The 13,266-nt window shown below is 60.3% G+C and carries 14 protein-coding genes; 6 read left to right on the top strand and 8 right to left on the bottom strand.

Annotated features, from left to right (window positions below; all coding sequences use genetic code 11):
* Positions 1-45 precede the first annotated feature (45 nt).
* The 4 genes from QP868_RS04010 to mmsB all read left to right on the top strand — a co-directional run bounded on the left by QP868_RS04010 (position 46) and on the right by mmsB (position 4,137).
* Positions 46-1,395, top strand: a complete 1,350-nt coding sequence (locus QP868_RS04010; protein ID WP_284925338.1) for an MFS transporter — start codon at positions 46-48, stop codon at positions 1,393-1,395.
* Positions 1,392-2,156 carry a 3-hydroxybutyrate dehydrogenase gene (locus tag QP868_RS04005; protein WP_284925337.1) on the top strand — a complete coding sequence of 255 codons (765 nt, stop codon included), beginning with the start codon at positions 1,392-1,394 and terminating at the stop codon, positions 2,154-2,156. Before QP868_RS04010 ends, QP868_RS04005 begins: the two co-directional genes overlap by 4 nt.
* Positions 2,157-2,274: 118 nt before the next feature.
* A complete protein-coding gene (locus tag QP868_RS04000) occupies positions 2,275-3,159 on the top strand; it encodes a LysR family transcriptional regulator (protein ID WP_284925336.1) in 885 nt (294 codons plus the stop codon).
* A gap of 69 nt (positions 3,160-3,228) precedes the next feature.
* The gene (gene mmsB / locus QP868_RS03995; RefSeq protein ID WP_284925335.1) at positions 3,229-4,137 is read left to right on the top strand and encodes a 3-hydroxyisobutyrate dehydrogenase; all 909 of its coding nucleotides are present in this window, start codon (positions 3,229-3,231) and stop codon (positions 4,135-4,137) included.
* Between the two features lie 93 nt (positions 4,138-4,230).
* On the opposite strand, the gene QP868_RS03990 is transcribed toward mmsB, so the two are convergent.
* From QP868_RS03990 to moaA, 5 genes are all read right to left on the bottom strand, one after another.
* Positions 4,231-4,947: a YggS family pyridoxal phosphate-dependent enzyme gene (locus tag QP868_RS03990; protein ID WP_284925334.1), complete on the bottom strand. Its 717-nt coding sequence runs from the start codon at positions 4,945-4,947 to the stop codon at positions 4,231-4,233.
* Positions 4,944-6,191, bottom strand: coding sequence for a MalY/PatB family protein (locus QP868_RS03985; protein ID WP_284925333.1), 1,248 nt, complete (start codon positions 6,189-6,191; stop codon positions 4,944-4,946). Before QP868_RS03985 ends, QP868_RS03990 begins: the two co-directional genes overlap by 4 nt.
* Complete coding sequence (locus QP868_RS03980; protein WP_284925332.1) at positions 6,188-7,033, bottom strand: fumarylacetoacetate hydrolase family protein; 846 nt, start codon at positions 7,031-7,033, stop codon at positions 6,188-6,190. Before QP868_RS03980 ends, QP868_RS03985 begins: the two co-directional genes overlap by 4 nt.
* A gap of 102 nt (positions 7,034-7,135) precedes the next feature.
* A complete protein-coding gene (locus QP868_RS03975) occupies positions 7,136-7,429 on the bottom strand; it encodes a MoaD/ThiS family protein (RefSeq protein ID WP_473964624.1) in 294 nt (97 codons plus the stop codon).
* 1 nt (position 7,430) lies between these two features.
* Entirely contained in the window at positions 7,431-8,573 is a 1,143-nt protein-coding gene (gene moaA, locus QP868_RS03970) for a GTP 3',8-cyclase MoaA (RefSeq protein ID WP_284925331.1), read from the bottom strand.
* Positions 8,574-8,612: 39 nt separating this feature from the next.
* Between moaA and QP868_RS03965 the strand changes: the two genes are divergently transcribed.
* A complete protein-coding gene (locus tag QP868_RS03965; RefSeq protein ID WP_284925330.1) occupies positions 8,613-9,611 on the top strand; it encodes a molybdenum cofactor biosynthesis protein MoaE in 999 nt (332 codons plus the stop codon).
* Between the two features lie 8 nt (positions 9,612-9,619).
* Positions 9,620-10,816, top strand: a complete 1,197-nt coding sequence (locus QP868_RS03960; RefSeq protein WP_284925329.1) for a ThiF family adenylyltransferase — start codon at positions 9,620-9,622, stop codon at positions 10,814-10,816.
* A 186-nt stretch (positions 10,817-11,002) separates the two neighbouring features.
* On the opposite strand, the gene QP868_RS03955 is transcribed toward QP868_RS03960, so the two are convergent.
* Genes QP868_RS03955 through modA form a run of 3 tightly spaced genes read right to left on the bottom strand, consistent with a single transcriptional unit; the run spans position 11,003 to position 13,259 of the window.
* The gene (locus QP868_RS03955; RefSeq protein WP_284925328.1) at positions 11,003-11,662 is read right to left on the bottom strand and encodes an ATP-binding cassette domain-containing protein; all 660 of its coding nucleotides are present in this window, start codon (positions 11,660-11,662) and stop codon (positions 11,003-11,005) included.
* A complete protein-coding gene (locus tag QP868_RS03950; protein WP_350309963.1) occupies positions 11,659-12,513 on the bottom strand; it encodes an ABC transporter permease in 855 nt (284 codons plus the stop codon). The genes QP868_RS03955 and QP868_RS03950 overlap by 4 nt, the downstream gene beginning before the upstream one ends.
* Positions 12,510-13,259, bottom strand: coding sequence for a molybdate ABC transporter substrate-binding protein (gene modA / locus QP868_RS03945; RefSeq protein ID WP_284925327.1), 750 nt, complete (start codon positions 13,257-13,259; stop codon positions 12,510-12,512). The genes QP868_RS03950 and modA overlap by 4 nt, the downstream gene beginning before the upstream one ends.
* Between the last annotated feature and the right edge of the window lie 7 nt (positions 13,260-13,266).

Genomic DNA, 13,266 nt, shown 5'->3' with positions numbered 1-13,266 from the left:
GTTCTACAGCCCTGTGCGTGTGCACAATGACGTGATGGAGTTCTCATGAGCACGCCAACTCAAAAGACCGCCGACACCAGTACCCTTTCGCGTGTCGTTGCGGCATCTATGGCCGGTACCGTCGTCGAATGGTACGAATTCTTCTTGTACGCCTCAGCTGCAACCTTGGTGTTTAACAAGATCCTCTTCCCACCGGCCAATGACCCGCTTACGCCAATTCTTCTCGCGTTTGCCACATACGCAGTGGGCTTCATTGCTCGCCCTATTGGTGGCATCGTGTTTGGCCACTTTGGCGATAAGCACGGACGCAAAAAGCTACTTCAGCTGTCGATCATCTTGGTGGGTGTTTCGACCTTCCTGATGGGGTGCTTGCCAACTTACGCAGCGATCGGCGCGATTGCTCCGATCCTTTTGGTCCTTTTGCGTTTCGTTCAAGGTTTCGCTGTGGGTGGCGAATGGGGTGGAGCTGTTCTCCTTGTCGCCGAACACTCGCCTAAAGAGAGTCGCGGATTTTGGGCTTCGTGGCCCCAGTCGGGAGTGCCCTTAGGCAACCTGCTGGCAACGGCTGTTCTGTTTGTACTCACGGCAGTTTTGCCTGAAGAACAATTCATCTCTTGGGGTTGGCGGATCGGATTCTGGCTGTCAGCGGTCATCGTGCTGATCGGTTGGTACATTCGCACCCGAGTGTCGGACGCCCCGATTTTCCAAGAAGCCCAGAAGGAAATTCACCACGAAGACAAGTCTCACGGGTTCTTCGAAGTGTTTAAGCGCTACCCCCGTGGAGTCTTCTGCGCTATGGGTCTGCGTTTGGTGGAGAACATCCACTACTACTTGGTGGTGACCTTCTCGATCACGTACTTGAGCACTCAAGTGGGCATTAAGTCGCACGAAATTTTGGGCTTGCTCCTGGGTGCGCACGCGATCCACGCAGTTTGTGTGCCATTCGTCGGAAAGCTCGCTGACCTCTTTGGTCGCAAACCTCCCTACTTTATTGGAATCGTGTTGACGGCGACCTGGGGATTCTTCGCGTTCCCGTTGTATGACACGGCGCAGCCACTCAATATCTTCATCGCTTTGGTGATTGGTCTGCTGTTCCACGCTCTGATGTACGCGGGCCAGCCGGCGATCATGGCTGAAATGTTCCCCACGCGCATGCGCAACTCCGGTGTGTCCACGGGATACCAGGTGACGTCAATCGTGGCAGGGTCCTTCGCCCCGATCATTGCAACGTTCTTGTTGCGCGAGTTCGAATCGTCTGTACCGATCGCGGTCTACCTGCTAATCGCTTGTGCAATTTCCATGGTGGCGTTGGTGTTTACTCGTGAAACTCGAGGTGTGGACTTTGCTGAAATTGACGCCGCTGACAGGGAGAACCGGGAGGTGCGTATCGGATGACTGAAAACCAACCTATTGCTGACCTAAGGGGGAAATCCGCTCTCATCACGGGAGGCGCCTCGGGCTTGGGCAAAGCCATGGCGCACGCGCTCGCGTCAGCGGGCGCCAACGTGACGGTGGCCGACCTCAACGGTGAGGCTGCCCGTGAAGTAGCGACCGCGGTGGGTGGCGAAGCGTGGGAAGTGGATCTCAGCGACACGGACGCCCTGGACAGCACACCGATCGACACCGACATCCTTATCAACAACGCCGGCATCCAGCGTATCCACGCGATCGAGGAGTTCCCGCTAGAAGACTGGCGCTTGATCCACCGGCTCATGCTCGAATCGCCATTCGTGCTCACAAAAGCGGTCCTCCCCGGCATGTATGAGCGCGGGTGGGGTCGGATCGTCAACGTGTCGTCGGTCCACGGTTTACGCGCTTCTGCGTTCAAAAGCGCCTATGTTGCTGCCAAGCACGGCCTCATGGGCCTGACCAAAACCACTGCCCTTGAGGGCGGGCCCAAGGGCGTGACATGCAATGCGATCAACCCCGGCTACGTCATGACGCCACTGGTTGAACAGCAGGTCACTGACCAGGCTCGCACGCAGAACATTTCTGAAGACGAAGTCCTAGACCGGGTGTTCTTGGGCCATTCCGCGGTCAAGCGTTTGGCAACTGAAGAAGAAGTCGCTCGTCTGGCCCTGTTCCTGTGTTCTGATGCAGCCGGTGTGATCAACGGTGCGGCACATTCGATCGACGGGGGTTGGGCGGCCCAATAACGTTGGCAGTCCCGTAGCCCGCGGTTCGTCCCGTCGCGGTCATACACGCGCAGTTGGCATACACGCGGAAGCCTTTTACTAGGTCACATTCCCCAGGCCCTGCCGATAAACTTTGTGCATGATCAGCGCTCGCAGTCGGATTGCTCCGGATGACCTTCTCACCCTGTTGACTGTGGCCCGTTTGGGTAAGTACACGGCGGCCGCTCAGGTGCTGGGCGTGAATCACACCACCGTGTCCAGGCGCATTGCAGCGTTGGAAAAGTCGGTGGGTGAGCCGGTGTTGGCAAGTTCGCCGGACGGCTGGGAGGTCACCCAGGCGGGGGAGCAGTTGATTTCCGCCGCCGAGGCCGTTGAAGCTGCCCTCGAAGAGGCCGGTAAGGTGCGTGGAATTTCAGGGGTGAGCGGTGTCGTCCGAATTGCTGCCCCGGAAGGCTTTGTGGATTATGGGGGCTTTGAACGGATCATAGCTCTGCAGAAGACGTATCCGGATGTACAGATCGATCTAGTGACCGCCACGCAACGTGCCAGCAAGTACAGGTCGGGTGTCGATGTTGAGATCGTGGTGGGTCAACCGTCAGCACCTCATTCGCAGCTACAGAGGATGGGCAGCTATTCGCTCTGCCTGTACGTGTCTCCGGATTATGCGCGTGACCGGGGAGTGCCTGAAACGATCGAAGAGCTGAGCCAGCACCGGTTCATTTTTTATCCAGAACACTCTTTGGGGGTTGAGGGGCTCGAGGGTGCACCTGCGGGATTTCCCCGGCCAGCCGGATTTTTCCGGTCAAATTCGGTGCGCTTGCACGTTGCCGCTACGCGCGCTGGAATCGGCGTGGGTTTGCTCCCTGACTTCGCATCGGAGGGATTAGTGCGGGTGGTCCCTGAGTTTTCAGCGCCCATGGAGTATTGGGCGGTTGTGCGGAATGAATCGGCGCGCAGGCAGGTAGTTGTCGAAGTGGTTCGTGCACTTGCGCACACACGTAGTGCGCAAGTTTCGCAGACCTGATGAGCCTCAGAGTGTGACGTACAGCATAAGGTAGTCGTCAAGGAAAGAAGTCCCTGCAAGGAGGCAAACATGGCAGTAATTGGTTGGATCGGGCTCGGTCGTATGGGCAGCCCAATGACAAAGAACTTGATCGCTGCAGGTCACACGGTTAACGGGTTCGACGTTGTTCCGGCGGCAGTCGAAGCCGCTGCGGGCCACGGTGTTGTAGCTAAGAGCTCGATCGCGGAAGCCGTTGAAGGTGCCGACATCGTTTTCTCGATGTTGCCTAAGGGTGAGCACGCTAAGACTGTGTACTTAGGTGAGGGGGGCGTTTTTGAAAGTGCGTCCACTTCGACGTTGCTCGTCGACTCGTCCACGATCGACTTCGACACCGCAACAGAACTTCACAAAGAAGCACGTGACCGTGGCTTCAAGTTCGTTGATGGTCCGGTTTCCGGCGGTGTCTCTGGCGCGGCAGCTGGAACGTTGACCTTCATGCTCGGCGGGGACGACACCGATGTTGAAAACGCAAAGACGTTCATTGAGCCAATGGCAGGAAACATCTTCCACGCAGGTGGCGAAGGTGCAGGTCAGGCAGCCAAGATTGTGAACAACATGCTGTTGGCGATCAGCCTGCAGGGTGTTGTCGAAGGTGCCGTTTTGGCGGAACGTTTTGGTCTCGAACCTGAAGTTTTCTACAACATCGCAAAGGTTTCGTCGGGTGATTCCTGGCCGTTGCGCACATGGTACCCAGTGCCGGGCGTGGTCGACACAGCAGCTGCTAACAACAACTTTGAGGCCGGGTTCTCCACCATGCTCATGCACAAGGACGTGGGCCTGGCACTCGATGGCGCGAAGACTCAGGGTGTGACCCTGTCAGCAGCCGAACTGGTCTACAGCCGCCTGCAACAGCTCATCGACGACGGGAACGGTGACCTCGACTGCTCCGCGATCATCGGGCTGGTTGACGAAAACGCGAAAGGCCTGCCGCAGGACTAAACCGCGTACGTGACTCCACCAAACGGCGCGAAGTGAACGATACGGCGCAATGTAACGCGCCGTACCGCTCACTTCGCGCCGTTTCGCACCTACTTAGGCCCGCGCACCAAACACACTTGAGCCAATGCGCACCATGGTGGCGCCTTCTGCAATCGCAAGCTCAAAGTCGTTGCTCATCCCCATGGACAGTTCGGTCGCGTGTTCTGGCAGCAGACCGGACTCCAGGTGCGTGTCGCGGAGGTTCCGCAGGTCCGCATACGACGGGCGCACCTCGGCCTCGGTAGACCCTGGGAGCCCAATCGTCATGAGCCCGCGCACCCGAATCCGCTCTAACGGTGCAATCTCCTTGAGCAACTCGCCCAGTTCTTCTGGCGCTACGCCTGATTTGGTGTCCTCGCGACTGGTGTTGACCTGCACAAACGCCTCAACCGTCTGGTCCAAAAGCTCCAAGCGGTTGTGAATCTTGGTGGCGAGCTTCATCGAATCGATCGACTGAATGCACGTCGCTTGACCCAGCGTGTGATTGACCTTGTTGCGCTGCAACGGGCCAATGAGGTGAGTTTCGTGCGGAATACCAGCCAAGTCGTCGAACTTCTCATTGAGTTCCTGCACCCGGTTCTCACCAATCAACGTGAACCCGTGCTCCAACGCCACCCGAATCTTGCTGGCCGGCTGCGTTTTCGTAGCCAGCAGGACCTGCACGCGGTCAACGTGTTCGGACGCTTCACTCGCCGCGCGCACACGTTCAGCCACGTCGTCTAGTTTGCTCCTAATCTGCTCCGCTTCGTGGGCACTCAAGGTCTCACTCACGCGGACCCCTCCCCAACCGGCGCAACGGGAGTGCCAGCGACAGCCGCACCCAAGCGCTCCACAATCTTTTCCAGGATCGGAAGCGGGGTGCCCATGTTCAGCCGGATGAAACCTCGGCCGGCTTCTCCGCACAGCGCCCCGTCAATGATGGACACGCGCGCCCGGTCCACAAAAAACGAGGTCAGGTCATCGCCCAGGTCGTACGCGCTCAAGTCAATCCAGGCGAGGTACGTGCCCTCTGGCGGTTGGTACACGGCCTGTGGCAGGTGGCGCTCCAAAAGGCCGGGGAGTGCGTCCCGGTTGCGTTCTAAATACGCCGAGGTGTCCGCCAGCCAGTCTCGCGAGTCACGGTAGGCGGCCACGGCTGCCAGCAGTCCGGGGTTGGCAGCCGATTTCCCAGTGAACATGCCATGCGTGCTCCATGTGGCGACATCGGCATCGTTGGAGAAGATGATTTGCGCGCATTTGAGCCCGGGGGTGTTGAAGCTCTTGGAGTGCGAGGTGACCGTAACGGTGTGGTTCGCGGCCGCTTCGTTGATGGACGCGTAGGGCACGTGGGCGTGACGGGTGAAGGTCAGTGGTGCGTGGATTTCATCGGAGAACACCCGGGCCCCGTGCTTTTCAACGATGCGGGACAGTTCTTCCAGCTCACCACGGGTGTACACGCGACCAATCGGGTTGTGCGGGTTGCACAGCACCAGCAGACCACCTGGGCCACCGTCGGCACCGGCAGTGGACAGCGCGCGGTCGATCGCCTCGAAGTCCATGGACCAGGCAGGCTCCACCGACCCTGAACCAGCCCCTGCGGCGCTTCCAGCCCCCGCTTCATTCCGCAGCATGGGAACTTCGACAATCTCGCGCCCGTGCAGCTTAGGCATGGACAGGAAAGGCATGTAGGCGGGGGTGGGCAGCACCAGTTTGGCGCCCGGTTCGGTGTAGAAGCTCAGCACCGCTTGCATGCCGGTGAGCACGTCTGACACGGGTGAGACCCATTCGGGGTTGACGTCCCAACCGTAGGTGTCGCTGTAGAACTGGGCGGTCGCCTGGGCCATGTCGCTCATGAGCGCAGGGGTGGAGTACCCGTACAGGTCGCGGGCGTCCAACTGCTCAAGTGTGGCGCGGATCGCCGGCGCGACCCCAAAGTCCATTTCTGCCGTCCAGGCGCCGATTGTGCCGGGGTAGGCAGTCCATTTGAAGCTTCCCTTTTCAATGAGGGAGTCAATTGTGATGTCGTCGTAGCTCATGGGGCCATTATGCCAATCTGTGTGCGTTGTGTACCTAGTCCTTCGATCGCGACCTCGACGACATCGCCGCTTTCCAGGTACGGGAACTGGCCGGACATGGCGACGCCCTGCGGGGTTCCTGTCGCGATCACGTCTCCAGGTTCTAGCCGCATGTACTGGGACAGGTCATACACCAGCTGGAACACGTCGAAAACCATGTCAGCCGTGGAAGAATCCTGCCGAGGCTCCCCGTTCACGTGGCTGGTCAGACGGGCGTTCGTGGGGTCGAATGCGTCAGCGCTCACCGCGACCGGCCCCAGAGGTAGGGCACCGGGGAAGCACTTTCCCTTGGACCACTGCCCGCCGGATTCCTGGGTTTGGAAGATCCGTTCGGACAGGTCATTGGCAACCGTGTACGCAGCAATGTGGTCCCGGGCCTGTTCGGGCGAGTCGAGGTTGTGGGCCGCCCGCCCAATGATCAGGGCAAGTTCAACTTCCCAGTCCAGTTGGGAAAATCGCCGAGGTGGTTCCAGCTCATCGTACGGACCGGCTACCGTGTTGGGGGTTTTGAGGAAAACCACGGGGTGAGTTGGGGTGGGGAGTCCGGCTTCTGCGGCGTGGGCGGCGTAGTTGGTGCCAATACAGATGATCGCGCCCGGCTGAGCCACCGGGGCGCCGATTCGCTGACCGTCAATGCTGATCTCTTGACATTCTGTGACCTGAGCCGCGGTCAGGGTGTTAGCCCCGCGTGTCCAGAACTCAGCATTGAAGTCGCCGGTGAGGGCTCGCACATCGTAGTGGCGGCCGTCCAGCCTAGCCACGGGGATTTCCTGGCCACGTGGGCCTACGCGCATAAGTTCCATGAGTTCTCCTTCACGAGTACGGGTGGGGTAGCAGTCTCCAGGTGCGAACCTCGGGCGAGGGGCCGAGACGGGACAGGAGACAATCGCGGGGGCTCAGTGCGCTCACCCGCCCGCAAACGGGGGCAAGACATCGACGCGGTTCCCAGGCACAACCTTGCCGTCGGTCAACGCGACACCGTCAACCAGGAACGAACACTGGGACAGCACCCGTGCCAACGGCGGTTCCCCGGCAGGCACCTCGGGGTGAAGACTGATGAGCAGTTCAATGAACTGTTCACGGGTTGCCCCGCTACTCAGTTGGCCGTCCAACGCAACGTCTTCCTGCTCAACACCGGTTGCGGCCCGGGCGGCGGCGAAGTAGCGAACAGACACCTGATTCTGGGCACTCGCACTCATGTCATCCTCCAATCGCGCTCATCGACCTGTTGGGTTGCTCATATGCATCCGAATCTAGCCCAGCCTGACCCATTCCGTGCGCTTTGGGTTTGAGCCACATGGCTTGCCGCCACGCTTGCGCAATCTGGTCATCACTGGCCCCGGAACGCAACAGCGCGGCCAGGTCGAACTCCTCGTGGGAAAACAGGCACGACCGGATCTTGCCTTCCGCGGTGATCCGCGTGCGCGTGCAGGCTGAGCAGAACGGGCGCGTGACTGACGCGATGATCCCCACCTGCCCTACAACACCTCGGACGTCCACCAGGTCAAAGAGCTCCGCAGGTGCGCTCCCGCGCCCGGTCCGAGGTCGCAGCTCCCACCGCTGTTGTAGCTGGGTGGCGATGTCGTGGGCGGTGACCATGTTTTGGCGGGTCCAGCCGTGGTCGGCGTCGAGCGGCATCTGTTCAATGAACCGCACCGTGACTCCGTGGTCGATTCCAAACTGGGCGAGGTCTACTGCCTGGTGGTCGTTGACTCCGCGCATGAGCACGCTGTTGATTTTCACCCCGAACGGAGCGCTATCTCCGGCGGTCTGGTCACGCAGACGCAAGGCCTCGTTAAGCCCATCCATGACTTCGGAAAACTTAGTGCGCCGGGACAGTTGAGCGAACGTCGCAGGGTCCACAGTGTCCAGCGAAACGTTAATGCGGTTCAAGCCGGCTTTGTGAAGTGCAGGCAGGTGTTTATCAAGACCAATCGCGTTGGTAGTCATGGCGATCGGCAGGTCCGGGTGGTTGTCGCGAATACTCGCAATGATGTGCGCCAGGTCTTGACGCAACAGCGGCTCTCCGCCGGTGAGCCGGAGCTCACACACCCCCAGAACGTCCACTGCGACACGGACAAGACGAACCACCTCGGCGGCGGTGAGAACAGCGTCCTTAGGCAGGAACGTCATCCCGGCCGCGGGCATGCAATACGTGCACCGCAGATTGCACAGATCAGTGAGCGAAACCCGCAGGTCAGTGCCCGTGCGACCGAATGTGTCGGCTAGCGGGCCCGAGGTGGGAGCATCGTGCGCGCGCCGATCCAAAGTGTTCTGGGTGTGCGCGGCACGGTCTGCGACACTTTCTGTGCGGATCGACGGCATTCCCAGTGACACGTTCATCTCACTAGGGTATCCGCGAGCGCAGGTAGTGTTAAGTGCATGAGGAAAAATGACGCTGCGTTTGTTCTGGTGGTGTCGAGCTCAGTTGCTCGCGGTGACGCGACTGATACCACGGGTCCCGAACTCGCCGAATGGTTACGCGGGTTGGGGTTTGCCACCCCTGAACCGGTGCGTGTGAGTGACGGGCATGCGGTCGCCGATGCGCTTGAGCAGATCCTGCGCGACGCACCTGCGGTGGTGATCACGACAGGTGGCACGGGGCTGACCCCGGACGATGTGACACCTGAAATGACCGCGCGTTTTGTTGAGCGTCGGATTCCTGGAATCGAACAGGCATTGATTGCGCAGGGCCTGGAACACACTCCTCATGCTGCTTTGAGCCGAGGAATTGCTGGGGTCGCAGGGTCGACGCTGGTGATCAACCTTCCGGGTTCGCGGTCGGCTGTTCGCGACGCCATGGTCACGCTTGCGCCCCTGTTGTCGCACGCGTGTGACCAGATCGCCAACATTCGCACCCACGACCGAGGTGGTGAAAAGTCCGCGGTCGCCGCGCCTCCTGGGGGCGTGGCCGCCCAGCCGGAGGCCAGTTCGGGGGTAACAGACCAGCCGGCGACCACCTCGGCGGTGGTGGCAACCCGAATCACGCACGACCCGTGCATCACAGACGCGGTTAGCAAAGTCATCACCGCGGAATGCGGGGCGATCGTGGAGTTCAGTGGCGTCATCCGTAACCACGACTCTGGCCGAGGTGGCGTCGTAGGCCTGGACTACACGTGCCATCCGGATGCGGAGAAAGTACTCGCGCAGGTGGTGGGTGAGGTTGCCCAAGCGCACCCGGGGACTCGGGTTCTGTGTGAACACCGGGTGGGATCGTTGCAGGTGGGCGACGTGGCGATCGTAGTTGCGGTTGCAGCCGCTCACCGGAAGGCCGCGTTCGACTGCTGCGAAGACGTGGTCAACCAGGTCAAAGCACGGGTGCCTATCTGGAAGCAGCAGCACTACGACTCCGGCGGACACGACTGGGTGGGCTTGCAGTGACGGACGGCATGAGAGACCCGGAGGGCGTGGGAAACCTGGGAAGCCCGGGCGATCACGGAGGCCAGGCTCGTGTGAGCGGGCGCTACATGCGGCAGCTCAACGTTGTGGGCGTGGCTGGGCAGCAGGCGATAGCGCGGGCCCGCGTGCTGGTCGTTGGTGCTGGTGGTTTGGGCTCTCCGGCGGCGATTTATCTGGCCAGCGCGGGTGTGGGCACGCTTGGGCTCGTTGACGACGACGTTGTTGAAACGTCGAATCTGCATCGCCAGCCGCTCCACATGACTGATTCGGTGGGGGAGCCCAAGGTCGAATCCGCGGCTGCGCACTTAACGGCCCTGAACCCGGACGTCCACGTGGTGAGGCACCGTGAACGACTCACCGCGGACAACGCCCGCCAACTTGTGCGTGATTATGACGTGGTCCTTGACGGAGCCGATAACTTTGAGACCCGCTACGTCGTTTCGGAAGCGTGCCGGGACGTAGGGATTCCGCACGTGTGGGCGGCCGTGCTGACAACTGGCGGGCAAATGTCGGTGTTCATGCCCTACGGGCCCACGTACCGTGACCTGTACCCGGTTGCTCCCACCGATGTTCCCACGTGCGCCGAGGCCGGGGTTCTGGGGGTTGTTCCGGGCCAGTTGGGGGTGGCCCAAGCAGCTGAAGCGCTGAAGCTCATCACCGGCCTAGGCCAACCTTTGGTGGGGCAGGTTGGAGTGTATGACATGCTCACCGGCATGTGGGAGTACGTGTCGTTAGTGGGCTCGGGTGGGGCGTCACAGTCCGAGCCCCATTCAACGCCTGAGTCTGAAACCCACTCAGTGGGCGAGGAGCCTGACCGCTTCGAGCCCGCCGAGGTGGCCCCCGCACAGATTCCTAACGGCGCCTTTGTTCTGGATGTGCGTGAAGAATACGAGTTCGATTCGGGGCACGCGTCAGGTGCACGCCTGTTGCCTTTGTCGACGATCATGGATAACCCGGAAGGCTCGGCGCGCGCACTCGCATTAGAGGTTGAAGGCACCCCGGAGCCACACGTCTATGTCATGTGCCAGGCAGGTGTGCGCTCGCAGTACGCGATCCAGATGTTCCACTCCCAACCCGAGGTCCAGCACATTCGCCTCACCAACGTGATCGGCGGCATGTACGGTTGGATGGGAGCCGGACTTCCGGTTGTGCAAACCGCTACGCGCGAAAACGAAACCGGGAATTAAGCCAACCCGTGTGAAGACGAAACCCGGAATTAAGCCACCGGGGCGAAGACGAAACCCGTGGCTAACCGTTGTGTGTGAATGTGAAACTGGCGATTAGTGCAGGTCCAAACGGCGTAAAACGAGCGATACGGCGCGTTATATTGCGTAGTTTCGCTCGTTTTGCGCCGTTTCGTGTGAGGAAGACACCTAGCCTACGAGTTCGGTGGCGAGACCGCGTGGCTGGGCTGCGACCTCGGCTCTGGTACCTACTTGCACAACGTGCCCATCCTCAAGAACCACAACGTGATCGGCGATCTCAATATCTGCTCGGTCGTGAGTGATGAGAAGAACAGGAGTGCTGAGCGTGTGCAGGTGTGCGCGCAGTTCGGCGCGCGCAGGCGCATCCAAAGCCACAAACGGTTCATCCAGCAACAGCAGTTCCGGCTGCGGGGCCAGCGCACGAGCCAAAGCAACTCGGGCAGCTTGCCCGCCAGACAGCGTATTCGGCATCCGATCCCGCAGATGCTCAACGTGAAAACGCTTGAGTTCCTCAACCGCGCGCCCCTTCTCACCGCGTGCCAGACCAAAAGCAACATTGGCTTCCACACTCATATGCGGAAACAGACGTGGGTCTTGCATGACATAGCCGATCCTGCGTTTATGCGCAGGAACAGCAGGCGAATTGAAGTCTCGCTGCCCCACCCGCACGGTGGCACCCCGCACCGGTAGCAGACCGGCGATGACATCGAACGTGGTGGATTTACCCGCCCCATTAGGGCCAATCACCGCAGTGACACCCGTAAGCGGGAGCTCAACGTCAATGTTCACACCTCGCTGGGGCAACGAAAACGCAACATGCAAGGTCACTGGCGGCCACCTCGGGACGTTTTGCGATACATCGTGGCCACCACCACGAACGCCACCACCATGAGAACCACGGACACCGCAATAGCCCCTGCCGTGTCTCCAGAGTCAGACAGCAAATACACCTCGAGCGGTAACGTGCGCGTCACCCCCTGGAGCGAACCCGCAAATGTCACGGTCGCCCCAAACTCACCCAGAGCGCGCGCAAACGCTAGCACCGCACCTGAAATGAGCGCGGGCCGGATCAGAGGCAAAACAATGCGAAACAGCGTGCGGGTAGGGCCAGCGCCCAACGTGGTTGCAACCTTGGCGAACCCAGGGTCCAGGGAGGTGAGCGCGCCTTCGACCGTGAGCACCACAAAAGGCATCGCCACAAACGTCTGAGCCACAACCACAGCCACCGTGGTGAACGCGATCGAAACACCAGCGGCTTCCAAAGAAGAACCAATGAGCCCCGCGCGCCCAAAAGTTGCAAGAAGCGCAATACCTCCCACAACCGGCGGAAGAACCAAAGGCAAAAGCACCACCGTGCGTAACAACCGCACACCCGGAAATTCACGGACCGTGAGCAGCGCCAAGGGAATGCCTAACAGTACCGAAAACACTGTGGCGCACGTGGCTGTAATGAGCGACAGACGCAATGCCTGCAGAGCAGAAGGGGCGGTGACCAGCGAGAAAAACTCCGGCCAGTCAGCCCGAAGCACCAAACCCACAATGGGGAAAGCCACAAAGCCTGCCGCCACAACGGCCGGCACCCACATCCAGGAAGGGAACGGCGTTCCCGCAGGCGGTTTCACGGAAGAGCGGGACTTAGCACCAGCCCCAGACTCAGCACCCGGCCCAGACCCACTCACGGTGTCCCAAAACCGTTCGACTGAAGCACCTGCTGAGCACGCTCAGCCAGAACAAACTCAACGAACTTTTCAGCGCCCTCGTCCTTTTCACCCTTGGAGGTGACTGCGATGGGGTAGCGGTTAACGACCTCGGCGGCCTGCGGGAAATCCACCGACTCAACCTTGTCTGATGCGCTGGCATCCGTCACATACACGAGCCCCGCATCCACCTGACCAGATTCCACCTTTGTGAGCACGGCCGTCACCTTGGGCTCTTCCGTCGCCGGGGTCAGAGACACACCAGCCAGGTCAAGAACCTGTTTGGTGGCGTTTCCACACGGCACGGCAGGGGCGCACACGGCAACCTTGACGCCTGGCTTTGCCAGTGACTCCAGGTCAGTGATGTTGGCCGGGTTACCTTCAGGCACGGCGATGGTGAGCGTGTTCGTAGCGAAAATCTGAGGCTCCTGAACCAGCCCGGCTTCAATCGCGGTTTTCATGGTCGGCTCATCAGCGGAGGCGAAAGCATGGGCCGGCGCACCAGACTTCATCTGCTCAACCAAACCGGACGAACCAGCAAAGTTGAAGGACACAGCGGTGCCGGTTTCTTCCTCAAACTGCTTACCGATTTCTTCGAACGACTTCTTCAATGAAGCAGCAGCGAAAACGGTCAACGTGGAATCTGCTTCCGATTCACCGCATGAAGTAAGCGCCGAACACGCCAGTGTGAGCGCCACAACCGTAGCTAGAGTCTTCATCACCTTCATACCCTCA

It is taken from the genome of Brevibacterium sp. UMB1308A, from assembly GCF_030230605.1.
In the GTDB taxonomy this organism is placed as follows: Bacteria; Actinomycetota; Actinomycetes; order Actinomycetales; family Brevibacteriaceae; genus Brevibacterium.
Note: the sequence above shows the minus strand (reverse complement) of the source record. Positions and strands in the feature narration are given on the sequence as shown.

Coding starts and splice junctions, on each gene's coding strand:
- QP868_RS03980 (WP_284925332.1), bottom strand. CDS start 7,033: ATGGAACTTATGCGCGTAGGCCCACGTGGCCAGGAAATCCCCGTGGCT.
- QP868_RS04000 (WP_284925336.1), top strand. CDS start 2,275: ATGATCAGCGCTCGCAGTCGGATTGCTCCGGATGACCTTCTCACCCTG.
- QP868_RS03975 (WP_473964624.1), bottom strand. CDS start 7,429: ATGAGTGCGAGTGCCCAGAATCAGGTGTCTGTTCGCTACTTCGCCGCC.
- QP868_RS03985 (WP_284925333.1), bottom strand. CDS start 6,191: ATGAGCTACGACGACATCACAATTGACTCCCTCATTGAAAAGGGAAGC.
- QP868_RS03960 (WP_284925329.1), top strand. CDS start 9,620: ATGAGAGACCCGGAGGGCGTGGGAAACCTGGGAAGCCCGGGCGATCAC.
- QP868_RS03965 (WP_284925330.1), top strand. CDS start 8,613: ATGAGGAAAAATGACGCTGCGTTTGTTCTGGTGGTGTCGAGCTCAGTT.
- moaA (WP_284925331.1), bottom strand. CDS start 8,573: ATGAACGTGTCACTGGGAATGCCGTCGATCCGCACAGAAAGTGTCGCA.
- mmsB (WP_284925335.1), top strand. CDS start 3,229: ATGGCAGTAATTGGTTGGATCGGGCTCGGTCGTATGGGCAGCCCAATG.
- QP868_RS04010 (WP_284925338.1), top strand. CDS start 46: ATGAGCACGCCAACTCAAAAGACCGCCGACACCAGTACCCTTTCGCGT.
- QP868_RS04005 (WP_284925337.1), top strand. CDS start 1,392: ATGACTGAAAACCAACCTATTGCTGACCTAAGGGGGAAATCCGCTCTC.
- modA (WP_284925327.1), bottom strand. CDS start 13,259: ATGAAGGTGATGAAGACTCTAGCTACGGTTGTGGCGCTCACACTGGCG.